The sequence below is a fragment of the Oryzibacillus soli genome (genome assembly GCF_051594765.1).
Lineage (GTDB): Bacteria > Bacillota > Bacilli > Paenibacillales > NBRC-103111 > Paenibacillus_AR.
In genome coordinates this window covers 1-26,587 of the sequence record NZ_JBPPGJ010000001.1, presented here as the reverse complement: position 1 = coordinate 26,587, position 26,587 = coordinate 1, and the positions used below count along the sequence as shown (strand labels likewise).

Annotated in this window: 22 protein-coding genes; 20 read left to right on the top strand and 2 right to left on the bottom strand. The window is 57.3% G+C overall.

The genetic code is table 11. The features are described from left to right. The first annotated feature begins 91 nt into the window (after positions 1-91). Both ACSEXW_RS00110 and ACSEXW_RS00105 read left to right on the top strand, forming a co-directional pair. Positions 92-2,452 (top strand): helix-turn-helix domain-containing protein, encoded by a 2,361-nt coding sequence (locus ACSEXW_RS00110; RefSeq protein WP_438444050.1) that lies wholly within the window; start codon positions 92-94, stop codon positions 2,450-2,452. 47 nt (positions 2,453-2,499) lie between these two features. Beyond that, a complete protein-coding gene (locus tag ACSEXW_RS00105) occupies positions 2,500-4,092 on the top strand; it encodes an extracellular solute-binding protein (RefSeq protein WP_438444049.1) in 1,593 nt (530 codons plus the stop codon). A 157-nt stretch (positions 4,093-4,249) separates the two neighbouring features. Here ACSEXW_RS00105 and ACSEXW_RS00100 read toward each other — a convergent pair whose 3' ends face one another. Continuing rightward, the gene (locus ACSEXW_RS00100) at positions 4,250-5,905 is read right to left on the bottom strand and encodes a stalk domain-containing protein (protein ID WP_438444048.1); all 1,656 of its coding nucleotides are present in this window, start codon (positions 5,903-5,905) and stop codon (positions 4,250-4,252) included. A gap of 151 nt (positions 5,906-6,056) precedes the next feature. Further along, entirely contained in the window at positions 6,057-6,587 is a 531-nt protein-coding gene (locus tag ACSEXW_RS00095; protein ID WP_438444047.1) for a hypothetical protein, read from the bottom strand. Positions 6,588-6,851: 264 nt separating this feature from the next. Here ACSEXW_RS00095 and ACSEXW_RS00090 point away from each other — a divergent pair, with 264 nt between their 5' ends. The 18 genes from ACSEXW_RS00090 to ACSEXW_RS00005 all read left to right on the top strand — a co-directional run bounded on the left by ACSEXW_RS00090 (position 6,852) and on the right by ACSEXW_RS00005 (position 26,471). Further along, complete coding sequence (locus ACSEXW_RS00090) at positions 6,852-8,165, top strand: ABC transporter substrate-binding protein (RefSeq protein WP_438444046.1); 1,314 nt, start codon at positions 6,852-6,854, stop codon at positions 8,163-8,165. A 123-nt stretch (positions 8,166-8,288) separates the two neighbouring features. Next, positions 8,289-9,176, top strand: coding sequence for a carbohydrate ABC transporter permease (locus ACSEXW_RS00085; protein ID WP_438444045.1), 888 nt, complete (start codon positions 8,289-8,291; stop codon positions 9,174-9,176). 3 nt (positions 9,177-9,179) lie between these two features. Next, the gene (locus tag ACSEXW_RS00080) at positions 9,180-10,013 is read left to right on the top strand and encodes a carbohydrate ABC transporter permease (protein ID WP_438444044.1); all 834 of its coding nucleotides are present in this window, start codon (positions 9,180-9,182) and stop codon (positions 10,011-10,013) included. Between the two features lie 56 nt (positions 10,014-10,069). Further along, positions 10,070-10,807: a response regulator gene (locus ACSEXW_RS00075; protein WP_438444402.1), complete on the top strand. Its 738-nt coding sequence runs from the start codon at positions 10,070-10,072 to the stop codon at positions 10,805-10,807. A gap of 22 nt (positions 10,808-10,829) precedes the next feature. Continuing rightward, entirely contained in the window at positions 10,830-11,810 is a 981-nt protein-coding gene (locus tag ACSEXW_RS00070; protein WP_438444043.1) for a glycoside hydrolase family 113, read from the top strand. A 170-nt stretch (positions 11,811-11,980) separates the two neighbouring features. Then, a complete protein-coding gene (locus ACSEXW_RS00065; protein WP_438444042.1) occupies positions 11,981-13,267 on the top strand; it encodes an ABC transporter substrate-binding protein in 1,287 nt (428 codons plus the stop codon). Positions 13,268-13,282: 15 nt separating this feature from the next. Further along, positions 13,283-15,079: a cache domain-containing sensor histidine kinase gene (locus ACSEXW_RS00060; protein WP_438444041.1), complete on the top strand. Its 1,797-nt coding sequence runs from the start codon at positions 13,283-13,285 to the stop codon at positions 15,077-15,079. A gap of 51 nt (positions 15,080-15,130) precedes the next feature. Then, a complete protein-coding gene (locus tag ACSEXW_RS00055) occupies positions 15,131-16,315 on the top strand; it encodes an alanyl-tRNA editing protein (RefSeq protein WP_438444040.1) in 1,185 nt (394 codons plus the stop codon). Positions 16,316-16,498: 183 nt separating this feature from the next. Beyond that, positions 16,499-18,427 (top strand): sialate O-acetylesterase, encoded by a 1,929-nt coding sequence (locus tag ACSEXW_RS00050; RefSeq protein WP_438444039.1) that lies wholly within the window; start codon positions 16,499-16,501, stop codon positions 18,425-18,427. A gap of 229 nt (positions 18,428-18,656) precedes the next feature. Then, positions 18,657-19,526 carry a PRD domain-containing protein gene (locus ACSEXW_RS00045; protein ID WP_438444038.1) on the top strand — a complete coding sequence of 290 codons (870 nt, stop codon included), beginning with the start codon at positions 18,657-18,659 and terminating at the stop codon, positions 19,524-19,526. Positions 19,527-19,537: 11 nt separating this feature from the next. Beyond that, complete coding sequence (locus ACSEXW_RS00040; RefSeq protein WP_438444037.1) at positions 19,538-20,035, top strand: PTS sugar transporter subunit IIA; 498 nt, start codon at positions 19,538-19,540, stop codon at positions 20,033-20,035. 77 nt (positions 20,036-20,112) lie between these two features. Further along, positions 20,113-21,558: an N-acetylglucosamine-specific PTS transporter subunit IIBC gene (gene nagE / locus ACSEXW_RS00035; protein ID WP_438444036.1), complete on the top strand. Its 1,446-nt coding sequence runs from the start codon at positions 20,113-20,115 to the stop codon at positions 21,556-21,558. Between the two features lie 46 nt (positions 21,559-21,604). Then, entirely contained in the window at positions 21,605-21,880 is a 276-nt protein-coding gene (locus tag ACSEXW_RS00030) for an HPr family phosphocarrier protein (protein WP_438444035.1), read from the top strand. 5 nt (positions 21,881-21,885) lie between these two features. Further along, entirely contained in the window at positions 21,886-23,649 is a 1,764-nt protein-coding gene (gene ptsP / locus ACSEXW_RS00025; protein ID WP_438444034.1) for a phosphoenolpyruvate--protein phosphotransferase, read from the top strand. Between the two features lie 153 nt (positions 23,650-23,802). Beyond that, on the top strand, positions 23,803-24,504 hold the full coding sequence (locus ACSEXW_RS00020; RefSeq protein WP_438444033.1) for a lysophospholipid acyltransferase family protein: 702 nt from the start codon (positions 23,803-23,805) through the stop codon (positions 24,502-24,504). Between the two features lie 630 nt (positions 24,505-25,134). Next, on the top strand, positions 25,135-25,503 hold the full coding sequence (locus ACSEXW_RS00015) for a hypothetical protein (RefSeq protein WP_438444032.1): 369 nt from the start codon (positions 25,135-25,137) through the stop codon (positions 25,501-25,503). Positions 25,504-25,560: 57 nt separating this feature from the next. Further along, positions 25,561-26,253, top strand: coding sequence for a hypothetical protein (locus ACSEXW_RS00010; RefSeq protein ID WP_438444031.1), 693 nt, complete (start codon positions 25,561-25,563; stop codon positions 26,251-26,253). A gap of 86 nt (positions 26,254-26,339) precedes the next feature. Beyond that, positions 26,340-26,471 carry a hypothetical protein gene (locus ACSEXW_RS00005; protein ID WP_438444030.1) on the top strand — a complete coding sequence of 44 codons (132 nt, stop codon included), beginning with the start codon at positions 26,340-26,342 and terminating at the stop codon, positions 26,469-26,471. Positions 26,472-26,587: the final 116 nt, after the last annotated feature.

Sequence of the window (26,587 nt, the reverse complement as noted above, 5' to 3'; positions counted from 1 at the left end):
CATTCCTCGGGCGGCATCCCTTGCTATAATAAGAGAAGTGGAAGCAGGCTGCCCGTGCGCCTGCTCCATCCTTTCTTAGGGGGAGATCCGATTGACCTTGCGTACGCTGTGGCAGAAGCGCAAAAGCATCATGACCGCCTGGCTGATCTCCTACAGCGCCGTGCTGATCGTGCCGGTCATCATGAGTGTGGCGGTATACCTCCAGTCAAGCCATGCCCTGGAGAGCGAGATTCACCGGGCCAACGATTCGCTCCTGAAGCAGGTCCGTTATTCCATCGACATGCAGATCGACCTGATGAAGCGCCTGAACATGGAAATCACCTGGAACGGGAAGCTTCAATCCCTGATGTATTCCAACCGTCCTGCCAGCGAGGCCCAGTTCCTGGCTTACCAGCTGGTGAAGGACTTCCAGACCTATAAAACCTCCTACGCTTCGGTGGATGAATTCTATGTCACCTGGAACGAAGGCGACGCCGTCCTGCGTCCGGGCAATGTGCGAAGTAAGGAAACCGCCTTCGATACGATCCACAACACTGGGACCCTCCGGTACGAGCAGTGGCTCGATGCCATCCGGAGCTCCTCGGGCAACGGGTTCAGCCTGCTGCCCCACGGGGATTCGGGCGGCGGGACCCAGACCTCCATCTCCTACATCACCCAGCTGCCGAAGGATCTGAACGGCAAGGAGACGGGGACGGTAGTGGTGATGGCCGACCTGGAGCGGTTCCAGAAGGCGCTGGAGGCCGTATCCCTCTACCCGGGCAGCCAACTGCTGCTCTTGAATCAAGCCAATCAGGTGCTCATGTCCAACCTGCCGGTCACCGGTCGCGACAACCTCCTGCTGGAGTCTCTCCAGGAGGGGGATCGGGTTATGGTGAAGCCGTCCGGCAACGGGGACTCCGAGCTCTTTTATATCCAATCGGCCGTCTCCGATCTGAAGTACGTGCTGGTGATTCCAAGCCGCATCTACTGGGAGAAAGCGGAATACGTCCGCAAGTTTGCCACCATCAGCATCCTCATCGCCTTGACCGGAGCGGGCATGCTGACCTGGTTCTTCCTGCGGCGCAACTACACCCCGATCCGGCAGCTGGTGAATTCCTTGGCCGACGGCGTCTCGCCGGCAGGGGGGACCGACGGCAACGAGCTCAGCTTCATCGAGCAGGCCATCTCCAGCACCCGAAGCGAGAAGGAGCGCATCGCTCTTCAGCTGAAGAGCCACCGGCATGTGCTTCGCTCGAATCTGTTGAACCGGCTGATGAAGGGAAAGCTGGAGATGCTGGTCTCCTATGAAGAGGCCTTCGATTCCTTCGGGATCGAATGGGTGTCGGACCAGTTTGCCGTGATCCTCTTCGCCGTGGAGAATCCGGAGAGCCTGTACACCAATCTGCCGGGCATCGATCTCTACGAGCGGCGCAGGCTGATCCAGTTCATCATCACGAATGTGGTGGAGGAGCTGGCGGTACAGCGGGGGCATGGGGGCTATGTAGCCGAGATGGACGACATGGCGGCGTGCCTCGTGAACCTGCGTGAAGGCGGCGAGGACAGCTGGAGGGAGGATCTGCGTTGGATCGGCACCGAAGCCCAGCGCTTCCTGCTCCGGTTCCATATGCATCTGACGGTATCCATCGGCGGCATTCACGATTCGCTGCCTGGCGCGGCGCGGGCGTATCAGGAGGCGCTGGACGCCATGGAATACAAGATGGTGGTCGGCAAGCAGGAGATCATCACCTACGACGATATCCGCGGCATCTCCGGCGATGCGGAGCTGGGCTATTATTATCCGCTGCAGCTGGAGCAGCAGATCATCAATGTGATCAAGGCCGGGCATTATCCCCAAGCGGTGGCTCTGATGAATGAGATCACGGAGCGCAATTTCCATAAGCCTTATGTGTCGTTGACGCTGGTCCGCTGCCTGCTGTTCAATCTGGTGGGCACCATGATGAAGGCGATGAACGAGCTGGGAGACACGACCGGGAGCATCCTGGGGGACAATCCGCTCTGGATGGAAAAAATCATCGCCTGCGACACCCTCTCCGAGATGCAGGCGGAGCTGCAGACCCTGCTGCAGGAGGTATGCGCCTTCGCAGCGGCCAAGGCGGAGTCCCACGCCTCCAAGGAGCGGGTGGAGACGCTGCGCCACCTGACAGACCGCGTCATCCGCCATATCGAGGAGCATTACCAGGACTTCAATCTCAACGTGAACAGCATCGGGGAGCACTTCGAGCTGAAGGGCAGCTATCTCTCCAAGCTGTTCAAGGACCAGACGGGCGAAGGACTCCTGGATTACATGGCCAAGTACCGGATCGGCCAGGCCAAGAACCGGATGCAGGCCAACCGGCAGGAGTCCGTAGCGGACATCGCCCGGCAGGTCGGATACACGGAGGTGGCCACCTTCATCCGGGTGTTCAAGAAGTATGAGGGGATAACGCCCGGCAAATTCAAGGAGATGCTGTGACCGTCTGTCGTTCGGGCGGGTTCATGCGAAGAGGGGGTTCGGCGGGGATGAAGCGAATTCACATAAGGGTCCGGTGCCTCCTGGCGGCTTGCCTTCTGTCTCTGGCGGGGTGTTACGGGGGAGACGACAAGCAGAGTGCCTCCGAGTCTTCGACTGGAGCTCCGGGTGGGGTCACCATGACCTATTGGGCGGAGCTGAACGGCAATGCGGGGAGCGTGAAGCCCACCTTCCAGGAGGTACCCTTCTTTCAGGAGTGGCAGAAGCGGACCGGCGTCCGCCTGAAGTTCATCCAGCCTCCCGCCAACCAGGCCAAGGAGGCGCTGAACGTGCTGCTGGCCTCCGGGGAGCTGCCGGATATGATCGAATACGAGTGGAACCGGTTCCCGGGCGGACCAGTCAAGGCGATCAACGACGGCTATATTCTTCGGCTGAACGATCTGATCGACAAGCATGCGCCTCACTTGAAGGCGTATCTGAAGGAGCATCCGGAGATCGACAAGCAGCTGAAGACGGACGACGGCAGCTACTACGTCTTCCCGTTCATCCGGGGCGACGATCTTCTGCGCACCTACCAGGGGCCCATCCTCCGGAAGGACTGGCTGGATGAGCTGGGGCTTCCGCTGCCCGAGACCATCGAAGATTGGCACACCGTGCTGAAGGCGTTTAAGGAGCGGAAGGGCGTGCTGGCGCCGCTGACTTTTTTGGGGGTGCCCAATACGCTGTTCGGCGTGGAGCACGGCGGGTTCGTCGGGGCCTTCGGCGTGAAGAAGGGCTTCTACCAGGAGGACGGGAAGGTCAAGTTCGGTCCCCTGGAGGCGGGCTACAAACAGTTCCTCCTGACCTTCCGGCAGTGGTATGCCGAAGGGCTCATCGACCGCAACTTTGCTACGTCCGATGCGAAGACGCTGGATTCCAGCATGGTGACGGGCCGGAGCGGGGCCACCATCTGGAACGCGGGAGCGGGCATCGGCAAGTGGCAGCCGCTGCTGACGGAGAGAGACGCCAAAGCCCAGCTGGAGCCGGCTCCGTATCCGGTGCTGAAGCGGGGAGAGCAGCCCAAGTTCGGCCAGCGCAGCTACTCGTATGAGGGCACCGGCGGCGTGGCCATCTCGCGCAAGAGCCTCCATGCGGAGGAGGCGGTCCAGCTGCTGGACTACGGCTACAGTCCGGAGGGGCACATGCTGTTCAACTTCGGAGTGGAGGGCGTCAGCTACCGGATGGAGGACGGGCAGCCCAAGTATACGGAGCTCATCACGAACCATCCCGACAAGCTGGCTCCGGCCCAGGCGCTGGCCATGTACACCCGGGTCAGCTACTTCGGTCCCTTCGTGCAGGACCTCCGCTTCATGGACCAGTTCTATACGCTGCCCCAACAGAAGAAGGCGGTTCGGATCTGGTCGGACACCGATGCCGACCGCTACATGATGCCTCAGATTCCAATGACGGAGAAGGAGAATGCAGAATTCTCCTCCATTATGAACGACGTCACCGCCCTGGTGGACGAGATGTCCCTGAAGCTCATCCTGGGGATGGAGCCTCCGGAGAGCTTCGAGGCTTACAACGCCCAGATCAAGCAGCTGAAGATAGACCGGGCCATCCAGCTTCAGCAGATGGCCCTGGACCGGTCGCGGTCGCGGTAGGAGCCGGTGGTCGGGCTTAAAGGGCTGGCCTGCCGCGCGAAGGCGAGTCAATCAGAATGAAGGCCACATATGGCCTTAACTATTCAACCGGCCCAATGCCCTCTCTATACGAAAAGCCCCTTCTCAATAAAACCTTGAGAAAGGGGCTTTTTGGACATTAGTATTGAATCGTCACGGAATCCGTGGCCGCATCATACTGCACCTTGGCGCCGAGCGCTTCGGACAGCAGCCGGACCGGGATTACGGTCAACTCATGATACAGCTTGGCCGGAGTGGCCGTCTCTTTCACGGTCTCCCCAACCGCATAGGCCTGCTTGTCGGTGAAGAAGGTGATGGTCTTGCCGTTCTTGGTGAAGACAGCGGCCTGGCGGGCATCATCCCAGGTCACCGATGCGCCCAACGCGCGGGCCAAGTCGCGGACCCACAGATAGGAGGAATCGTCGATGACGACGGGCTTCATCTTCGCCTGCAGCTTGACATCATCCAGCGTGAAGGAGGCTTCTCCAAGGGAGAATTTCACCGTATGGGAGACGGGCCAATTCAGCGTCGCTTGCTTGGCGTAGAAGTCCGAATCGGCATGCAGCCTTTCCTTGCCAACGGTCGGAGCCGGCTCGGTATGGAAGCTCCAGTCCTTCTGCATGCTCTTGGGCTGTCCCCTATCGGTGAAGGAAATCTTGACATGGGCGGCATACTGCATATCCGGCTGCAAGGGCTTAACCGGGATCAGGATGATCGCCTGGTCCAGATGAGGGTCTTTGCCTGGTGTATTCTGCAGCAGCGTAACGGGTTGACCGCTGCCGTCGGTCAGTGTCGCCTCGTCCAGCTTGATCCCCTCGATCTGCTCGCCCGACAAGTGAATCATCAGGGGGTAGCCGACCGGATAGGACGCGCTGCTGCCGGAATGGATGGCCAGCGGGTCCGGTGTTTCGTGTCCGTTGAAATCCAGAGGAACGTAATGGTCACCGTGAGCGGGAGATACCGTCATCTGGGTCGTCTGGGAGCTTCGCAGGCCGAATTCAAGGACAACGTAGCTACCTTCCCGGGCAACGCCGATCTCGGTGGACGACTGCATCAGGAAGGGAGTCCGGTGGTACGGGGCATCGAACAGAACGTCGATGGCCTGTGTAATGTTGCTCCAGCCGAAGGAGACATCCTCGCCGACCCCCTCACCCAGATAATTAGCATAGAGAGCGCGTTCGGAGGGCTTCGTTCCGGAGAAGCCGGGTTTACCGGATGTTTCCGAGTGAAGGGATTCCGAGTCCCCATCCTTCCGGTTATTCTGCAGATAGGAGGCATGGAATTGGGCGGCTTGCGTCAGCTCAGCGCTCCAACGAAGCGGGTCGAGTCCGAAGAGCTTCCGGTAATCGTTGATGTTGTCTATTGCCTTCTTCTGCTCTGCGGTTGGAGCGGAGGGCAGGGTGGAGACGGTACGCTCGTCCACCTTGAAGGTCCAGTTCATCGTGATGGGCTGATAGCCCTGTACCGTCAGAGTCACGTTAACCTGATGGTCTCCGGGCTTCAGATTCTCTTCAGGGGTGTAGGTATACGTCCAGGTTCCGGTATCCAGCTTGCCGGTCACTTTTTTGTTATCCAGAACCATCTGGAAAGTATCGCTGGCTGTGACGTGGACATCGCTTCGGAACGTGACTCCGATCACCGGCCGGGCAATGCCGACCGTACCTTGAGGATACTTTTGATAGCGGATGCTGGAGTCCGCATGGGCGACTTGATACGGAAGCAGGCCGCCGAAGAGCATGAGAATGAGCAGCAGCGGTAATAATCTGGCCGTATACTGCATGGGCTTGGTAGGCATAGTTCGGAATTCCTCCTGGACTGGTATGTAGAGCAGGTAGAAAGGAAGGGCGAATTTACACAATTCTACAAAAATTGCAGAATTCCTCCTGAATGAAAAAAAATGAGCATGTAAGATGAAGAGGCTGCTTCTCCTGCATGCTCATAAATGCTTACGGTTGCTTAGAGTTCAAAAAAGATGAAAGTTCCAAAGTGGGGCTGCCCTCAACAAACAGACAATCCTGATGATGGAATCCGTCTGCGGATGTCCAGTCTACTTGAAGGGAGATTCTGTTGTACTGGTTCATGAATACCTCATCGACCGCTGCTCCGCTTAAAGGAAGAGCCAGAAATACTTCGTATCGATTGACCTTAACCGGATCCAGGTTGATTACCCTTTTCTCACCGGTTGGAGCATACATGATGGTTGGTGTCTTTAAACGAGTCGCCATTTGCTCTTGTAATAGATAACTTATCTTAACGTTCTTCATCTCATAAAGGGGATTCAATAGTGCAACGTTGTACATGATGTAGGGGACCTGATTCTGATCCTTCTTGTCGATGACCAAGCTTGCTGTGAAAAGACCGGATGGTGTAGAGCAATTGCTCAGGCTTCCTGCTATCGGTGCAAGCTCTTTGGAGGATTCCTGCAAACAAACAGCACTGATCAGAAGAACGAGTAACACAATCGTTATCTTTTTCACAACGCCATAACTCCCCCTTACACCGTAGGATAATTCGCCACCTATAGAATATAACTCTCAGCAAATAGCGGTTATGACATGTGATTCATGTCGTAAATATGAACGGTTCCCCGCAGCCTTGTCTTGCAACCGCCTCCAAAGAAGACAATACAAGACCAGAAATCACATTCCAGCCTCCTTAAACCTCCAGGAAGAACCTCTTATAATGGGACCTGTAAGCGATATCATACAGGCACAAACCATAACGAGAGGGGTAATACCGAGATGAAGAAAATTGTACCCATGGCTCTGGCCGCCACCATGTCGCTCTCCTTCCTGGCCGCATGCGGCAACGGCAGCGACAGCGCCGAAGGCTCCGCCAAGCCGGCTGCTACACCGGCAGGCAGCGCGGCAGCCACAGCTCCCGCAGCCGGCGGCGCTAACGCCAACATTAAGGGCAAGGTCACGTTCCTGACCAACCGGACAGATATGGTCGACAAGGAGTACAAGGACTACGCCAAGCGCTTCAAGGAGAAGTATCCCAACGCGGACGTGGAATTCGAAGCCATCCGCGATTACGACAAGAACGTGAAGGTTCGCATCTCCTCCGGCGATTATCCCGACATCGTTCTCATTCCGACGATCCCGAATTCGGATTTGCCGAAGTATTTTGCTCCGCTGGATGATATGGGGTTGGGTGATAAGATCTACTTCAAGGATTTCAGGGCTACAGGAGGAAAAATGTACGGCATCGCCTCCGGCGCCTCTACGGTCGGTCTCGTCTACAACAAAAAAGCCTTCAAGGACGCCGGCATCACTGCCGTTCCGAAGACGCTCGACGAGCTGTACGCCGCCATGGATAAGCTGAAGGCGAAGGGCATCGTGCCGCTGGCCTCCAACTTCAAGGACAAGTGGCCGCTGCAGTCCTGGGTCTACGACCTGCCGCCGGTTATCGCCGGTAACGCCAACGTAGCCAACGACCGCATCAAATCGGAGACCCCTTATACCCTGGACGGCGCCTTCGGCAAGTCCTTCAGCATCCTGAAGACCATGCACCAGAAGGGCTATCTGGAGGCGGACATCAACTCCACCAACTGGGAGCAGTCCAAGAAGGACGTCGCCACCGGCAAGTTCGCCATGTACCTGCTCGGAAACTGGGTTATCAACCAGGTCATCGAGAACGGCGCCAAGTCCGAGGACATCGGCTTCTTCCCGATGCCGTATGACAACTCCGGCAAGATCAACTCCCCGCTGAACCCGGACTGGTTCTACGCCGTGAACAAGAACAGCAAAAACCCGGAGACCGCCAAGGCGTTCCTGAAGTGGTTGATCGAGGAGTCCGGCTATGACAAGTTCGCCGGCTTCATCCCGGTCCTGAAGGACAAACAGCCGGACCTGCCGCAGCTGGCCGAGTTCAAGTCCTTCAACCCGACCTTCTTCGAGGGCGTACCGGACAATGACCAAGCCATCGCCACCCAGAACAAGGCGCAGATCGATCCTCCGGGCCTGGTGCAGGAATTCGTCCTGGGCGACGGCAAGGCCATCTTCGACAAGTTCAACAAGCAATGGGCGGATGCCAAAAAATCCCTTGGTTATTGATCCGAATCAACCGTTATAGAGAAACAGGCTATCCCTGAACCCATGGGGCATAATGGAGAATCCTTAACTCGGGAATCCATCTTGCCCCTGCCGGGGGACGGTCCGGAGGAAGGAGAGAGCACCATGTTCAACCCCCTATCGTACAAGACCCAAAAGTGGATCATCGTCATCGGCTTCCTGCTGGTACCCATGACGCTCCTATGCACATTCACGTTCTACCCGGCGGTGAAGCTCGTCTATCTCAGCTTTACGGATTGGGACGGCATCAGCCCGGACAAGAAGCTGATCGGCTGGAGCAACTATGCGGAGGTATTCGACAACCCCAAGATCTTCGGCGTCTTCCTGCACCAGATTCCCTACTTCCTGGTGGGAGTGGTGCAGAATATGTTTGCTTTGCTTTTTGCAGTTCTTCTGAATGGCAAGCTGAAAGGACGGAATTTCTTCCGGGTTCTGCTGTTCCTGCCGTTCATTATGAATGGGGTGGCCGTGGCGTTTATGTTCCAATTCGTCTTCGACACCACCAACGGGTCGCTCAACGCCTTGCTTGACGCCATCGGACTGGACGGATGGAAGATGAGCTGGCTGGGCAATAAGGATATCGTCAACTATTCTCTGGCATCGGTAGGATTCTGGAGATTCATGGGATACAACATGGTCATCTACATCGGCGCCCTGCAGGCCATCCCCGGAGACATGTACGAGGCGGCCACCATCGACGGAGCCAGCGGCGTTCAGCAATTCTGGTACTTGACCCTGCCGCATCTGACCAAGATCATCGAGCTCAATATGTTCCTGACCATCAGCGGGGCTCTGTCCGTCTTCGACCTGCCCTTCGTCCTGACGGCCGGCGGTCCGGCCGGCGCCTCCACCACCTTCGTCTTCAAGACGGTGGAGACGGCGTTCCAATTCAATAATTACGGCCTGGCATCGGCCATGAGCGTGGTGCTTCTCCTGATCACCGTCGTGATCCTCGGCATCCAGAGCAAAGTCATCAACCGGAAGGGGGAATAACCCATGAAGCGAAAGAGTGTCTTCCTGAACAGCCTCCAATACCTGATCCTGCTGGCAGCCGCCTTCGTGGTGGTATTCCCGCCTTATGTGGTCTTCGTCAACGCTTTCAAGAAGAAGGAGGAGTTCGGCTCCTCCGGGCCCTTCACGCTGCCGAAGAGCTTCGGCAATTGGGAGAATTTCCGGGGGGTCTTCGAGCGGGCGCATATGGACCAGGCTTTTGCCAATACCTTCGTCATCATCATCGTCTCCCTGATCGGAAACGTCCTGCTCGGCACGATGGTGGCCTATGCCATCGGAAGGTTCAACTTTCGGGGCAAGGGGATCATCCTGGGCTCTTTCCTGGCGGCGACCATCATCCCGACGATTACGACCCAGGTGGCCGTTTTCTCCATCATCCAGAAGCTGCACCTGTTCAACACCCTGTCCGCGCCCATCATCCTCTACATCGGAGCCGACGTGGTACAGATCTACATCTACATGCAATTCATCAAGAACATCCCATATGAGCTGGACGAAAGCGCCATGATCGACGGCGCCTCCCTGTTCCGGATCTACTGGAACATCATCTTCCCGCTCTTGACGCCGGCAACGGCCACGCTGGTCATCCTGAAAACCATCAATATCTACAATGATCTGTACATCCCTTATCTCTACATGCCCAAGTCCAAGCTGGGCGTCGTCTCTACGGCCATCATGCGGTTCGCCGGCATCAACCAGGCGGAGTGGAACTATATCTGCGCGGCCATCCTGATCATCATGATCCCGACCGTCGTGGTCTATCTGGTGCTGCAGAAATATATCTTCTCCGGCGTGACCAGCGGAGCGGTCAAGTCCTAAGCCCGGGCGGGAATATGATATGATGGAGCTCAAAGGAGTGATCCGGCGTGAACCTCATGATCGTGGACGACGAAGAAATGATCCGGCTGGGTATCGCCAAGATCCTGAGCAAATCGGAGCTGCCCGTGCAGGTGACGGGGCTCTACGCCAACGGCCTGGAGGCCTGGACCGAGCTGTCCAAGCTGGCGCCGGGGGAGCTGGACGTGCTGATCACCGACATTAAGATGCCGGTCATGGACGGCCTGAAGCTCATCGAGAAGGCGAAGGAACGGATGCCGGGGCTGGCCGTCATCGTGCTGAGCGGCTTCAACGAGTTCGAGTATGCCCGCCAAGCCCTCCGGTTCGGGGTGACGGATTATTTCCTGAAGCCGTTGGACAAGTACGATCTCTTCCAGGCGCTCTGGAAGCTGTACCATGCGAAGGAGGAGGCTAGAGCGCCGGAGGAGACCCCACAGGTAGAACGGGGACAGGAGCATTACGTGGTGGAGCGGATCCGGTATTTTCTGGAGAAGGAATACGACAAGCCCTTTGATCTGGAGAAGCTGGCGCTTCGGGTGGATCTGAGTCCGAGCTATGTGAGCAAGCTGTTCCGGCAGGAGACGGGCACCACCGTGACGGACTACCTGATTGCTCTAAGGGTGGAGAAGGCGAAGCAGTTTCTCCTGGATTTTCCGGAGCTGAAGAACTATGAGATTGCCGGTATGGTCGGGTATTCCGACCCGGTATACTTCAATAAGCTGTTTAAGAAGATGGCGGGTGTCACCCCCAAGGAATACAAGGAGCAGCATTCATAAGAAGCAGGAGGAGAGCGGAACGATGGGAGAGGCAAGCATGGTGCTGGGGACGGAGTACGTGTGCGGCATGACCTGGGGCTGGACGGGAGTGCGGGGAACCTGGAGCACCCCGGAGGCGGAAGAATCCTTCGCCCGGATGTCGGAATTGGGCGTCAATTGGGTGACGCTGGCCTTCGGGGCTCTGCAGGATCATCCGCAGGCCACGGAAATCCGATTCCGTGAAGAGCCGACGGTAACGGACGAGGAGATCCGTGCGGCAGCCGCCATGGCCCGCAAGCATGGGCTGAAGATCTGTCTGAAGCCGGTGGTCAACTGCCGGAACGGCGTGTGGCGGGCCCATATCTCCTTCTTCGAGCAGGATGTACCCGGAGAGCCGACATGGAAGGAATGGTTCCGCTCCTACGGGGCATTCATGGTTCATTATGCCGAGCTGGCGGAGGAGCTGGGCTGCGAGCTCTTCTGTGTGGGCTGCGAGATGGTGCAGATGGACCGGTATGCAGACGCCTGGAGAAGCCTGGTGGAGGATGTGCGGGAAGTCTATTCCGGCCCGGTCACCTATAATTGCGACAAATATCAGGAGGACCGGGTTAGCTGGTGGGATGCGGTGGATGTCATCAGCTCCAGCGGATACTATCCGGAGGGTTCCTGGGAGGAGCAGCTGGAGCGGATCGGACGTAACGTCCGCGCACACGGCAAGCCCTTCCTCTTCCTGGAAGGAGGCTGCCCCAGCCGGACCGGATCGTCGCGGATGCCGAACGACTGGTCTCTTCCCGGGCAGGCCGACGAAGAGGAGCAGGCAGCCTACTACCGCAGCATGTTCGGGGCGGTGGCGGAGCATGCGGATTGGCTGCGGGGCTTCATGCTGTGGGATTGGCCCGCTCGCTTATATCCATTGGAAGAAGCGGCAGCCAACCGGGATTACTGCATGTACGGCAAATCTGCGGAGCCGGTGGTCCGGGATGCGTACGCCCGGTTGCGGACCGCTACGGCTGCAGAGGGCTGACGCTAGAGCGGGAGCGGCAAGGCCATTACCTATATCGAGGATGCTCCATTATCATCCGCTTATGTCCCACACCCCGGGTAGCTCATACCCGGGGTTGCCGCTATTGACCGGTATGGCCTATAATCGGGACATATCGTTGTAACCCCTTTCATGAGAGGAGCTGCGGACACATGATATCCGGCATCTTGCGGGCAGGCGCTCTCCTGACCGTCTTCCTGACGGTGCTCACCGGCTGCTCACCGGGCGGGAGGACTAGCCAACCCTCCACCCCGCGGGTGGAGGCCGATCCGGACTGGACCGGTACCTTGACGGTGGTCACCAACCGGACGGATCTGATCGAGACCAAATACAAGGAGTACGCCCAACAATTCCATGCCCGGTATCCGGGCTTAACAGTTCAGTTCGAGGCGCTCCGGGATTACGATAAGAACATCAAGATCCGGCTGGCATCGGGAGAGACGCCGGACGTGATGCTCATTCCCACTATCCCCACCTCGGACCTGCCGAAGTTCTTCCTGCCGCTTGGAACGTTGGGGCTGGACAAGGACAAGCTGGTCTTCTCCGACTTCAAGACCTTCCGCAGCGAGAATTACGGCATGCCCTCCGGGGTGGCCGTCAGCGGCGTGGTGTACAACAAGACGGTCTTCCGGCGTGCCGGCATCCCGGAAGCGCCCCGGACCCTGGACGCCTTCTTGGAGGCTTGTGCCAAGCTGAAGCGGCTCGGCTCCGTGCCCTTGGCCTCCAATTTCAAGGACCGGTGGCCTCTTCAGGTGTGGACCAATGACGTGCCGCTCCTGCTCTCCGGCACAGGTGCCATCAAGAATGAACTGGCGGCCAAGGATGCTCCGTTCCAGCCGGATTCCCCCTACGTGCAATCCATGTCCATCGTGAAGAAGCTGTACCAGCTGGGGTATCTGGAGCCTAATCTGAACGATACCAACTGGGAGCTGTCCAAGCGGGATCTGGCTGAAGGAAGGACCGCCATGATCCTGACGGGCAATTGGCTGGTGAACCAGGTCATCGAGAACGGGGCCCGTCCGGAGGAGATCGGCTTCTTCCCGTTTCCGGCGGACAATTCCGGCGTGCTGCGGGCCACGCTCTACCCGGACCGCTATTATGCCGTCGGCAAGAATACGAAGCATGCCGCGGCCGCCAAGGCTTTTGTGAAGTGGATGCTGGAGGAATCCGATTATGAGGCGTACTCCGGCTTCATCCCGGTGCTGAAGGACCGTAAAGCCACCCTCCCCCAGCTGCAGGAGCTGGAATCCTTCCATCCGCAGTATGTGGAGATCGTGAAGGATACGGATGTGTACAGCCAGATTCTGAACAAGGCCCAGCTGGAGCTGCCGGCACTGGTCCAGGAATATATGCTGGGGGATTCCGATCAAGTGTTGGACAAGGTCAACAAGATGTGGGCGCAGATCCGGGCGTCGCTGCACCCTAATCCGCAGCCATAGAAGGGAGGGATGCGCGTGCGTTACGGAATGAAGGGGACATGGACCCGAATCTGGCAGAAGTTCGCCGATGCCAGCATGAAGAAGAAGCTGATCGTGGTGTTTGTCTTCCTGATTACGCTGCCGCTCACGCTGACCGGCGCCATCTCGTACCAAAGCTACTCCCGCTCCCTCCAGGAGACCGCCACAACCTACGCTCTGGGCACCACCTCGGAGCTTCTGGACAAGCTGGACGGCTACATCATGGACATCAAGCGGATCTCCGCCCTGCCCCTCTTCATGCAGGAGATGCAGGTGAAGCTGAACGAGCCCGGCCAGAGCTTCGACAAGCTGAAGACCGTGGAGCTCTCCATCCTCTCGATCAACAATATCAAGCAGGAGCCCTCCAACGTCTACATCATCGATAACTTCAACGAGCTGTACTACAACCTGAAGACGGATGGGGTGCGTCAGGATATCCGCGAGAAGATTCCGTACTTCCGGCAGTTGGCCAAGGAGGCTGACGGACTTCCGGTGCTGCTGCCGGTACAGGAGGTGGAGTATTCTTCGGGCAAGAAGGATTATGTGTTCTCGGTCGTGCGGGAGATCCGCGACTCCGCCTCCATCACTCCCATCGGGATCATCGTATTCGACACCTCAGTCACGGTCATGGCCAAGACGGTGCAGGAGCTGGACGCCATCACCAAGGGCAAGTCCATGATCCTGGATCAGGAGGGCCACGTGGTCTACGACAGCGACCGGGCCTATATCACGCAGAGCGTGGAGAAGCGGGAGTTCGCCTCCCGGATGACCGGCGCCCAGGGCAGCTTCGAGGTGGAGCTGGACGGGCAGGCGTACATCTGCACCTATACGACCTCCTCCAAGTCCGATTGGAAAATGGTGGCCTTCGTCCCGGTGAAGGAAGTGACGGCCAAGGCCAAGCTGAACCGAAACGTGACCATTCTGGTCACGATTGCCATTACGGGCTTCGCGCTCCTGGTCTCCATCGTCATCTCCCACTTCCTGACGAAGCCGCTCAGCAAGATGTCCAAGATCATGAAACAGGTTCAAGGCGGCAATCTGAACGTGAGGCTGCATGTCCGGTACGCGGATGAGGTGGGGCTTCTGGGCAAGCACTTCAACCAGATGATCGGACGGATCGAGGAGCTGATCGGCGAGGTGACCGACAGCCGCCTCCTGAAGAAGGAGGCGGAGATGAGGGCGCTGCAGAGCCAGATCAACCCTCACTTTATCTACAACACGCTGGAGACCATCCGGATGATGGCGGAGCTGAACGACGATGACCGGGTAGCCGCCATGACCTACAATCTGGGGCAAATGCTCCGGTACAGCTTGACCAAGGGCCACGAAATCGGTACGGTAGAGTCAGAGCTGGAGCATCTGGAGCATTACCTGTACCTGCAGAACATGAGGTTCAGCGGCAAATTCCACCTGAAGGTGGACGTTCCGAAGGAGCTGATGCAGCTGCCCATGCTGAAGCTGGTGCTGCAGCCTATCGTCGAGAACGCCATCTACCACGGCCACGAGAAGCACGGCGGGTCCGGAGAGATCTGCGTGTCGGCCTATCATCTGGGGACGGACACGTTTTTTGTGCTGACGGATGACGGGGTGGGCATGAGCCGGGAGATGGTGGACAAGCTGAACGACCGCTTCGAGAAGATCACCTATGAGCCGGGAACGGGCCGCGGCATCGGACTGGCCAATGTGAATGAGCGGATCAAGCTGCATTACGGCAAGGAATACGGGCTCCATGTGGAAAGCCAGCTGGGCAAGGGTACCAAGGTGATGATGAAGCTCCGCAATACATTGGCCTAAAGCCGGTTCCCGGGGAGCTGCCCGGTGCCGGACGGAGAGAGGAAGGTCCGCATGACGGAGAGACTGTATTACGATTCGCCCGAACGGATGGAGTGGGAAACCCGGATCACCCAGGTGTGGGAACGGGAGGACGGATTATACCTGGAGCTGGAGCAGAGCGCCTTCTATCCCCATGGGGGTGGCCAGCCCTGCGATACGGGCAGGATCCAAGGGATCCCGGTGCTGGAGGTGGTCAGCGAGGGGGAAACAGTGCTGCACAAGGTGGCGGAGCGGCCGGAAGCCTCCGGGATGGTAAAATGTGCGATCGATGAGCGGCGCCGCTTCGACCATATGCAGCAGCACAGCGGACAGCACCTGCTCTCGGCGGTCTGCCTGAGCCTGCTCGGCGCTATGACGGTGAGCTTCCATATGGGAACTGATGAATCAACCATCGACATCGAGCGGCCGGGGATTACACCGGAGGAGTGGGAGCAGGTCGAGCGGGAGGCCAACCGGCAGATCTATCTGAACCGTCGGATCCGCAGCTATTTCGTCACGCCGGAGGAGCTGGAGCGGCTGCCACTGGTGAAGCCGCCCAAGGTGACGGAGGACGTCCGGATCGTCGAGATTGAGGGCGTGGAGTACAATGCCTGCGGCGGCACCCACGTGGCCTCCACAGGCGGAATCGGCATGATCAAGCTGATGAAGCAGGAGAAGATGAAGGGCAACGTCCGGATCACCTTCCTCTGCGGAGAACGGGCGCTGCGGGAGTTCAACGCCAGCTTACGGATTCTCGGCGCCTTGGCCGCCCGCTTCAACACCGGCCGGGAAGAGATTCTGGACCGGATCGAGAAGGGGGACCAGGAGCAGCGGGCGCTGCAGGCGGAGCTGGCTCAACTGAAGGAGCAGAATGAGGAGTATCTGGTCCGGGAGCTGCTGCGGAGTTGGAGCGGCGGCGTGTTGGTGAAGGTGTTCGACGACAAGCCGCTGAAGGATCTGCAGAGCCTGGCGGTGAAGCTGGCGGAAGCCGGGAAACGGCCGGTGCTTGCGGCGTCCCGGGCGGACGGCAAGGTGGTGTTTGCCGCGCCTGGCGAAGGAGGAGGGGGCTTACCGGCCTGCGGCGCGTTCTTCAAGTCGCATCTGGCCGCCTATGGCGGCAAGGGCGGCGGCAGCGACAAGCTGGCCCAGGCGGGCTTCGGATCCTGGGAGCAGGCGGAGGCCTTCCTGGCCTTCGCACAACAAGAGCTGGCCCTGTAACGGGGCCGGCTTTTTGTGCTGCCGGGTGTTCCGCCGAGGGGCCATTAATCTATACTTTCCCGGGGAAAGCCTATAATTTATGGAATTGGAAACGCTTCATCGTTGCGCCATAATGGAGGGTAGACGATCACTTGGGACCGGCGCTTCGCTGATCCCCAAGGGAGGAAGCGAGGGAGTATGGACATGCAGGAGAGAGAGAAGCGCGAGTGTGATTGCGGACGCACCCTTCGGCTGCCGCGGATTCTAAGCGACGGCATGGTGCTGCAGCGGGAGGCCCTGGTGACGATATGGGGATGGGCGCAGGCTGGAGTGGACGTCCAGGTGAAGCTTGGCGGAGCAAGCGGCTCCGTACGGGCCGGCGAGGATGGAAGGTGGCAGGTCGTTCTGCCTCCCTGCCAAGCAGGGGGGCCTTATACGATGGAGATCTCAGCAGGAGCAGAAAGGACGGCCGTCGGGAACATTCTGTTCGGCGACGTCTGGGTATGCTCCGGGCAATCCAACATGCAGATTCCCATGGCCCGGGTCAAGGAAAAATACGCGGAGGACATCTCCCGTTCGGCCAACCCGGCCATCCGGCAGTTTTCGGTGCCGGAAACCTACGATTTCCGGGGACCAAGGGATGACCTGGACGGGGGGGAGTGGGTGCCCGCAGATCCGGAGCGGGTGCTGAGCTTTTCCGCCGTGGCGTATTTTGCCGCCTTGGAGCTGCATGAGCGGCACGGTGTGCCCGTCGGAATTCTCCTATCTGCCGTAGGCGGGTCGCCCGTAGAGTCCTGGATCGGCAGGGATGCGCTTCAAGCATACCCGGAGCTGCTGCAGCAGGCGGCTCCCTTCGAGGATCCGGCTCATATTGCCCGGGTGAAGCAGCGAGATGAGGAAGCCGCCGCTGCTTGGTACGGGCAGGTGGACCGGGAGGATGCAGGCTTGACGGCGGCTCCGCCCTGGTATGCATCGGAGGTGTCCGATCATCCGGCGGACGGCTGGTCCGCCATGAGCCTGCCCTCGGCCTTCGCCGATGAAGGTCTGCCCGGCTTCTGCGGCTCCGTCTGGTTCCGCAAGACCGTGGAGGTGCCCGCGGAGATGTGCGGCCTTCCCGCCAAGCTGAGGCTGGGCACCATCGTGGACAGCGACGCCGCTTATGTGAACGGGACGCTGGTCGGCACGACCGGCTACCAATATCCGCCGAGGATCTATGACGTTCCTGGAGAGGTGCTCCGCGAAGGCCGCAACGTCATTGCCATCCGGGTGATCTGCAACAACGGCCAGGGGGCCTTCACGAAGGATAAGCCGTTCCGGCTGGAGGCGGGGAACCGCTCCATCCCGCTGGCCGGCGAGTGGAGCTGCCGGGTGGGAGCCATTGCCGGCAGGCCGCTGCCGGCGACGACGTTTATCCAATGGAAGCCGACGGGCCTCTATAACGGGATGATTGCGCCTCTCCTGAAGCTGGCGGTCAAGGGCGTGTTCTGGTACCAGGGGGAGTCCAATGCCGAGCGGCCCGGATCCTATCGGGACTTGTTCACTACCCTTATGCGGGAATGGAGAAGACGATGGAACCGGGAAGACCTCCCCTTCCTCTTCGTGCAGCTGCCGAACTTTATGGAGGCCCGGCCGGAGCCCTCGGAGAGCCATTGGGCCGAGCTGCGGGAGGCGCAGCTGCAAGCGCTGGAGCTTCCGCATACGGGGATGGCCGTCGCAATCGACGCGGGGGAATGGAATGACATCCATCCGCTGGACAAAAAAACGGTCGGCCATAGGTTGGCCCGAGCCGCCGGACCCCTCGCCTACGCTACGGACGAAGCCGGAATGGGTCCGCTTCTTCGGGGCATGCGCCGAGAGGGAAGGAAGCTCCTGCTCTCCTTCGCCCACGCCGGCGGAGGGCTGGTGGTCCGGGGCAGCGGGAAGCTCAAGCATTTTGCAGTGGCCGGAGACGGGACACCGTTCGTCTGGGCGGAGGCGGAGATTCATGGTGACGAGGTGGCGGTATGGAGCGACCGGGTGCCGGAGCCGCGCGCTGTGCGGTACGCTTGGGCCGACAATCCGGAGGGCGCCAATCTGTACAGCCGGGAGGGGCTGCCGGCTTCGCCGTTCCGGACGGATGCGGTCCGCAGGTAAGTCGGGAGGGGGAGGATCCCGAAGAATTTTTGGCAGACCCCCATTGACAGCGGTTTCACCTATCGGCTATTATGAGAGTGTTCCAGCACAACCCCATATGCATATGGCGTGTTACCTTGATTGAAGAGGGCATGAGCCGGGAAAGATCTAGTATACGGATCTTTTCGGGCTCTTTTTTGTGTGCCTTTTGAGTTGGATTCGTGAAACGGGGAATATCGGAGGGATAAGGTTGGAGAAGGAGCACGTTCTCAAGATCGACCGGGTGATCGGCAACAATGTCGTCCTGGCCAAGGACGGTGCGACGGGTCAGGAATACGTGCTGCTCGGCAAGGGCATCGGCTTCAATGTCAAAGGCGACGGACGCATCCAAGCGAAGGATCCCCGCATCGAGAAGCGGTTCCGTCTGGATGAGAGCATGCCGATCCGCCATTATCAATCGCTCCTGGAGGATGTGGATCCGGACGTGATCCGGATCTCGGAAGAGATCATCGCCGATATTTCCGCCGATTTCGCCGTTTCCGTAAGTCCCAAGGTGTATCTGGCTTTGCCGAGCCACATTCAGTTTGCAGTCTACCGGTTGAAGAATGCCATGGATATCGTCAATCCGTTCCTGTACGAGACGAAGATGTGCTTCCCCAAGGAGTACAACATTGCACAGAAAGCGGCGGCCCGGATCTCCAATGCCTTCGGCGTCGAGATCCCGGAGGATGAGATCGGCTTCCTGACCTTCCACGTTCATGCCGCCGTGTCGAATGTATCCGTGGGGCAGCTGGTCAAATTCACGAGCCTGATCAACGATCTAGTCCAGCTCATCGAGACCCGCAAGAGCCTGTCCATCCCCCGGGAGAGCATGGATTACATCCGCCTCATCACCCATCTGAGGTATGCGGTAGAGCGGGTGCTCCAAGGGAATGTGGCTCATAACCCGTTCCTCGCCACGATTCACAAGGATCACCGCAAGGAATACGAATTGGCGCTGGAGATGGGACGCGTCATGGGCGATTACCTCCACATGGAGATTCCCGACGACGAGATCGGATATATGACGCTTCACCTGTACCGCTTGTTTCAAACTTACGTCCCGGGTGGGAACCGCTAGGAGGAAGAACCATGTTCGGCAATTGGTTGAAGCAAAAAAACACGAAGCTGGAGATCCTATCCCCGCTTACAGGGGAATCCGTGCCCCTGGAGCTGGTGCCGGATGACGCCTTCGCCGGCAAGCATATGGGCGACGGTGTGGCCATCGAGCCTTCGCAAGGGGTCTTGACCGCTCCCTTCGACGGAACCGTGGCTCATCTGATCCAAACGAAGCACGCGCTGATTCTCGAGCACGAATCCGGGCTGCAGCTCTTGGTGCACATCGGCATCAACACGGTGGCGCTCAAGGGCGAGGGCTTCCGGGCAATGGTCGGGACCGGCGACAAGGTGTGGGCGGGACAGCCGCTGATTGAGTTCGACATGGACTTCATCCGCGCGAAGGGCTTTCCGCTCATTACACCGGTCGTCCTTGCCAACGGCGAGGAGAGATCCGCTTCCCTGGAGGAGCCGGTGTTCGCCCAAGTCCGGGCGGGACAGAGCCGGCTGCTGACTGCGGAGCTGAAGGCATAGACCGGGTCTCAGACAGACATGATGGACGGTCAGGCAATTATCCATTCCTAATATGAACGATCGAGAGGATGATGATCATGTTGGCAGCATTGCAGAAGCTGGGCAAAGCCCTCATGCTTCCCGTCGCGTCTTTGCCGGCGGCGGCCATACTGCTCCGTTTCGGAGCCATTGATTATGTGAAGGATTTCCATATGGGGGACGGGGCCGGCGGCTTCCTGAACCAGTACATCGCCCCCTTCCTGCTGGCCGGCGGCTCGGCCATCTTCGATAACCTGCCGCTCATCTTCGCCATCGGGGTGGCTATCGGCATCGCCGGCGACGCCGTTGCCGCACTGGCGGCTGCAATCGCTTACTTGGTGCTCTCCAACGTGTTGACCAAGATTCCGGTGGCCTTCTCCGGCATCGTCGATGCGGATACCAAGCTGAATATGGGGGTCATCGGGGGCATTCTGGCCGGACTGGTCGCCTCGTACTTCTATAAGAAATACCACAACATCAAGCTTCCCGATTGGCTCGGCTTCTTCGGCGGCAAGCGCTTCGTGCCGATCATCACCTCCTTGACCATGGTTCTGGTGGGGATCGTCTTCGGCATCATCTGGGGTCCGATCCAGCACGTGCTCGATGAGTTCGGCCGCTGGGTCGTGGATCTGGGCGGCATCGGAGCCATGATCTTCATGATCGGCAACCGTCTTCTGATTCCGTTCGGGCTGCACCACGTGCTGAATTCCATCGCCTGGTTCCAGATCGGCGACTACACCGATGCAGCCGGCAAAGTGGTTCACGGCGACCTGACCCGCTTCTTCGCAGGCGATCCGACGGCGGGCATGTTCATGACCGGCTTCTTCCCGATCATGATGTTCGCTCTTCCGGCAGCTGCCCTGGCCATTATCCATACGGCCAAGCCGGAGCGGCGCAAGGCGATCTCTTCCATCTTCATCGGGACGGCCTTGGTATCGTTCCTGACCGGCATCACGGAGCCGCTGGAGTTCTCCTTCATGTTCCTGGCACCTGTGCTGTACGGTATTCATGCGGTTCTTACCGGCATCTCCGGCTATATTACGACCAGCATGGGCATTCAGCATGGCTTCGGCTTCTCCGCGGGCATGCTGGACTACGGCATCAACTATTCGCTGGCCACCAAGCCGCTTCTTCTCATTCCGATCGGTCTCGTATTCGCGGTCGTCTATTATTTCCTGTTCCGCTTCGTCATCGTGAAGTTTAACCTGAAGACGCCGGGCCGGGAAGACGACGATGTGTCGGGAACAGCAGCGTCGGGCCGCTCCACCTTAACCGACAAGGCCGAAAAAGTGCTGGCCGCCATCGGAGGCGCCGGCAACATCAACGGGCTGGATGCCTGCATCACCCGTCTGCGCCTGGTTGTGAAGGATGAGAAGGCCGTCAACGATCAAGTGCTGAAGAGCCTGGGAGCAGCCGGTGTCATGAGGCTGGGCCAAGGGGCGGTACAGGTCATCTTCGGCACCCAATCGGAGTTGTTGAAGGATGAGATTCAGAAGATGATGTGATCCGCGAGCGGGTTATAGAGAGATCCATGAAGAGAGGGAGAGCCATATGCTGCAACACACTTATGTGATCCAAAATCTGCTGGGCATCCATGTCCGCCCGGCCAAAAAAATCGTGGAATGCGCCAGCAAGTATCCCTGCAGCGTCTATCTGGAGCTGGACGGCAAGCGCAGCAGCGCCAAAAGCCTCGTCGCCGTCCTGTCTGCCGGCGCCAAGCTGGGGGACGCGGTGACGCTCGTGACCGACGGCGAGCAGGAGGAGGAGGCCCAAGCGGTGATCGGCGCGCTCTTGGCCTCGTCCATCGATTCGCCCGCGAAGGAGTGAGCCGCATGACAGGCGAATGGAAAGGGGTCGGCGTCTCCTCCGGCATCGCCATGGGGCCGGTGCGCCGACTGCTGCCGGCAGGTCATGCTGCGGACGGCGCAGCTGTGGAGCGGGATACCGTAGTGGACCCGGACCAGGTCCCGGAGGAGCTGGAGCGTCTTGCCGCAGCCGTCACGGATTCCGGAGCGGAGCTGGCTGAGCTGATCGAGGCGCTGGTACAGCAGGGGCGGCCGTCAGAGGCGGAGATCTTCGAGGGGCACCGGATGTTCCTGCAGGATGAGGAATGGATCGGCCGGGCTGAAGGGCTGATCCGGGAGGAATGCCGGAGTGCGGCACAGGCTCTGACACAGGCCACGGACGAGGTGGCGGCGGTGCTGGAAAGCTTAGACGACGCCTATATCCGGGAGCGGGCCGCCGATATCCGGGACGTAGCCCGGCGGATCGGACGCAAGCTGAGCGGAGAGTCCGTAGAGAACCGGGACTGCGGCTTCGGAGGAACCGGTCCCGTCATCCTGGTGGCAGAGGAGCTGAGCCCATCGGAGACGGCTGGGCTAAAGCCGGAGGAAGTAGCCGGCTTCGTGACGGCCGCAGGAGGGCGGAACGGACATTCCGCCATCTTGGCCCGGGCCTTGGGCATCCCTGCCGTGGCCGGCGCCGGGGAACGACTGTCGGACCTGCGGGACGGACAATTCTTAATCGTGGACGGCGACACAGGGAGCCTCTGGGTGGATCCGGATGCGGACATCGTGGAACGCTGCCGGGAGAAGCAGGCTCAGGAGCGTGCCCGGGTGGAGCGGGAGAGGCAGTTCCGCAGCGGACCGACACTGACGGCCGATGGGCACCGGGTGGAGCTGGCCGCCAACATCGGCAGCCCGCAGGATGCGGCTGTTGCCGCACAGGAGGGCGCGGAGGGCATTGGCCTCTACCGGACAGAGTTCCTCTATATGGGAAGGGACACCCTTCCCACGGAGGAGGAACAGACGGAGGCCTACCGGGCTGCAGTCCAGGCCTTCGGGCCGGGAGCGCCCGTCGTCATCCGCACGATGGACATCGGCGGGGACAAGGAGGTGCCGCTCCTGGGGCTGGCCAAGGAGGAGAATCCTTTCCTCGGATACCGGGCCATCCGGATCTGCCTCGAACAGACGGGCCTCTTCAAGACCCAGCTTCGGGCCATCCTCCGGGCCAGTGCCTACGGGAACGTGAAGATCATGTTCCCGATGGTGGCGACCCGGAGGGAATGGCGCCGGGCCCGGGAGCTGCTGGAAGAGGCGAAGCGGGAGTTGACGGCCGAGGGGCACCCGTATGACGCCGCGGTGGAGACGGGCATCATGATCGAGGTGCCGGCCGCCGCTCTGATGGCAGACCAGCTGGCCGCCGAGGTAGACTTCTTCAGTATCGGCACCAATGACCTGTGCCAGTACGTCATGGCGGCGGACCGGATGAATCCGGCGCTGGCGGAGCTGAACGATCCGCTGCATCCTGCCGTGCTCCGGCTGGTGCACCGGGTGCTGGAGGCGGCGGAGCGCCACGGCAAGTGGGTGGGCATGTGCGGCGAGATGGCCGGCCAGCCCCATGCCGTGCCCCTGCTGCTCGCCATGGGACTCCACGAGTTCAGCATGAGCGCCAAGGCCGTCGCCCGCACCCGTCGCCTTCTCTCGCGGCTGGACCGAGCCGCCTTAGGCGGCCTGACCGAAGAGGCCCTCGACTGCAGCGAAGCGGACGAGGTCCGCCGTCTGGTGGAGGCCCGGGTGCCGCAGATTCTGGAATAGCGCGTTATAATCGTGAAGGTTGGACAGAGATGCTTCTGTCCGGCCTTTCTTTGCGTTGGGGAGGGGGACATCAGAAAGTGCATGGGCGGAAAAGGGGATATCTGGAAGACTGTCGAATCTTTAAAACCATCAGCATAATGGAGGATTCAGCTTATGATATCCACTACAGCGGCCAAACTTCTACAGATTCTCCCCCACTCTTGGGTCAAGTCCATCTCGAAAAAGATGATCGACAGATACCTGGATAAATACGCCAATATCCAACTAGTAGGCAGTGAAAACCTACAAGGCATCATGACGCCAACAATCTTTGTATGTAACCACTTAAGCAATGCGGATGGCTTGGTTCTGGACAAGGTTCTCAAAGAGATTGATCCCACATTCGTGGCAGGGGAGAAGCTATCCACTAACACTGTGACGAGCATTGGGGTTCATGCAATAAAGACGACGAACATTAAACCCAATTCGGCCGATAAAGAAGGTCTCGAGAAAGTGATTCAGCTTGTAAAACAAGGGGAAAGCATCTTGATTTTCCCGGAGGGAACGAGAAGCCGATCCGGCAGCTTAGCCGAAGCCAAAAAAGGCATCCTGCTTATTGCCAGAATGACAGGAGCTCCCCTTGTCCCGATTGGATTATATGGGACGGAACAACTGCTGCCGATCCATCAAGATGGAGAGATGCAGGCAGAGACCTTTCATCCTGCCGATGTTCATATCCGCATCGGTCAACAATTTGAGCTTCAGAAGAGAGCAAAGGACCAAGATAGAAAAGAATATGAGGAGTACACGCTAAGATGGATCATGATGAAAATAGCCGAGCTGCTTCCGGAGGCCTATCGAGGAATATATAAATAAGGGGATAGGTGTTGGAGGACTTTATATTTTAGAGAGGATTTGTTCATTGAAGCCACTTATAGGTACATTAGCAGTTGCGTTTACTCACTTATTCTTGATTTTGTTATTTGGTATTAGAGTGGAAGGGTTCGACTCGGATACAAAGAATACGTTCATAACGGTATATACGATCCTATCGGCTCTCATTCTTATCAATGCTATTTTAGTATTCAAAATTAATAACAAGAAATTAATACGGGTTTGTTATTGGTTGAGTTGCATTCCCGGCTGTTTGTTTATTGTTTTTACGAAATATCAAGGAAGGGAACCGGGAGGATTTAATATATTCCCTGACAATCAATTGGAATTAGGCTTGGTCCTACCCATTATTATTGCATTTATACAGATTATGATCTTTTTTGGGCTCCTTTCAGAACTACGGTTTCTACCAAAAGGTAAGAGGTGATTTTTACGCAGATCTTGTTATTCATCTTTCTGCTAATCACAAATATACATCAAAGTCAAAGTGCTGTTGATAATGGAATCGGCACTACTAAATACGTGAATTCAAAGATAGGATTTACTATCGAGTTTCCATCATATTGGAATGACAAGATGTATATTCATGATTCTGGATCGAAGGTTTCTTTTATGTATAAGTCCATTTCCGGTAATGACGATGCGGAGTTATTTGATATTTTTTTGATATCAAGAACTCAGTTCAAAGTACATGAAAAACATGCTGGTTTCTATAGATACCTCGGTCAAAAACAAGGTTTAGTTATTGCACAATTTTCTCCAACTGGAGTTCCTTATGACAACTTAAACCCATCACAGATACAAGATTATAAGAACTATTTTGATATACATAAAGATCTGAGTTCGGTACTAAACACATTTACACTCATGGAAGATTACGATTTAGAGCTTTATGAACAAGTAGTGAAGGATAGTTTATTAAAAGATGAAGAACTCAAAGACGAGTATGAAAGAATTATCAATGAGGAGAATAACCGCTGAGGGTAAATGATGACTCAGAACAGAACGCCAAAAATCCAATAATAGGAGATCCGAAACTTGACTGACTTAATTAAGGCAATACTATCAGACCCCATATCAAATCAATATCAGAGATTCCATGAATTCTGTACTCTGAAGGACAAAGGGTTGCGCAAGAAATCTTTTGAGAGTTTACATATGTTTATAGCTGAAGTAAAGCAGTGGGAGGAAGAGGAACAAAGGAAATTTGTTTGTTGGCTATTTCATTTATTTGAAATCACAGATAATCATCATCAAGTACTCGTTCATCCACTAGAAGAACAGCTATTGAAGCCAATTCTGGAATATTGGATGAATAGTTATAACGATGCAAGACCGTATAGATGGTTTGGGTTATTTCTAAACAGTTATAATCGGATGGATTACTTAAAAAAAGCCATAGAACTTGGTGGTTTACTAGAGCAAAAAGCGTTGGAAAAGGTTATTGATTTAAAGTTAGATTGGTTATGGTACGTATTCCATCACATAAATGAAGATATATACTTGGGAAGGATCAAAGAGGATCGAAAGATAATTGATGAGATTGGTGACTTGTTATCTGATATTCAAGATGTGGAAACAAAAAAAGGCCTAGAAAATGCAATAACATATTACAAAAAGTTAATGGATGATTGGGAAGAGTTCGGAACATCATCTAAGTCGAACTTTGTAGAGTGGTGTACAGAAAAAGGAAGACAGTATCATTGGGTGAAGGCATTTTATTATAAGTAATGCTGTACAGGTGAGAACGTTTTAACACTATTGCATGGCTTCGTGAAGAATATTAGGTGGGATTTAAGGGAAGCGGGGGGCTAATCATGAACGATAATAAAATAATCATTGGCGTTCCAGGAAAATGGAAAGATAGAACGGATATCGTTCAATCCATTGCAAGACTTAGTGAAGGTTACATCTTTGCGGGCAACGGGTCTGTCAAGAATTTTGTGTAAACTCATTTATAGGGAACTCCCCCGGGGAGGGGGAGTTGGCCTGTCTAGCGTAAATGTTGACCGACCCGATCCGGGAAAAAGACAGACAGTTGCAGCAGCATTTGTCCCCAGTTTTG

Bases quoted from the DNA above. Each gene is read 5' to 3' on its own strand.
- ACSEXW_RS00090 (WP_438444046.1), top strand. From the start codon at position 6,852: ATGAAGAAAATTGTACCCATGGCTCTGGCCGCCACCATGTCGCTCTCC.
- ACSEXW_RS00040 (WP_438444037.1), top strand. From the start codon at position 19,538: ATGTTCGGCAATTGGTTGAAGCAAAAAAACACGAAGCTGGAGATCCTA.
- ACSEXW_RS00085 (WP_438444045.1), top strand. From the start codon at position 8,289: ATGTTCAACCCCCTATCGTACAAGACCCAAAAGTGGATCATCGTCATC.
- ACSEXW_RS00055 (WP_438444040.1), top strand. From the start codon at position 15,131: ATGACGGAGAGACTGTATTACGATTCGCCCGAACGGATGGAGTGGGAA.
- ptsP (WP_438444034.1), top strand. From the start codon at position 21,886: ATGACAGGCGAATGGAAAGGGGTCGGCGTCTCCTCCGGCATCGCCATG.
- ACSEXW_RS00065 (WP_438444042.1), top strand. From the start codon at position 11,981: ATGATATCCGGCATCTTGCGGGCAGGCGCTCTCCTGACCGTCTTCCTG.
- ACSEXW_RS00015 (WP_438444032.1), top strand. From the start codon at position 25,135: ATGTATAAGTCCATTTCCGGTAATGACGATGCGGAGTTATTTGATATT.
- ACSEXW_RS00105 (WP_438444049.1), top strand. From the start codon at position 2,500: ATGAAGCGAATTCACATAAGGGTCCGGTGCCTCCTGGCGGCTTGCCTT.
- ACSEXW_RS00020 (WP_438444033.1), top strand. From the start codon at position 23,803: ATGATATCCACTACAGCGGCCAAACTTCTACAGATTCTCCCCCACTCT.
- ACSEXW_RS00030 (WP_438444035.1), top strand. From the start codon at position 21,605: ATGCTGCAACACACTTATGTGATCCAAAATCTGCTGGGCATCCATGTC.
- ACSEXW_RS00050 (WP_438444039.1), top strand. From the start codon at position 16,499: ATGCAGGAGAGAGAGAAGCGCGAGTGTGATTGCGGACGCACCCTTCGG.
- ACSEXW_RS00075 (WP_438444402.1), top strand. From the start codon at position 10,070: ATGATCGTGGACGACGAAGAAATGATCCGGCTGGGTATCGCCAAGATC.
- ACSEXW_RS00100 (WP_438444048.1), bottom strand. From the start codon at position 5,905: ATGCCTACCAAGCCCATGCAGTATACGGCCAGATTATTACCGCTGCTG.
- nagE (WP_438444036.1), top strand. From the start codon at position 20,113: ATGTTGGCAGCATTGCAGAAGCTGGGCAAAGCCCTCATGCTTCCCGTC.
- ACSEXW_RS00080 (WP_438444044.1), top strand. From the start codon at position 9,180: ATGAAGCGAAAGAGTGTCTTCCTGAACAGCCTCCAATACCTGATCCTG.
- ACSEXW_RS00070 (WP_438444043.1), top strand. From the start codon at position 10,830: ATGGGAGAGGCAAGCATGGTGCTGGGGACGGAGTACGTGTGCGGCATG.
- ACSEXW_RS00005 (WP_438444030.1), top strand. From the start codon at position 26,340: ATGAACGATAATAAAATAATCATTGGCGTTCCAGGAAAATGGAAAGAT.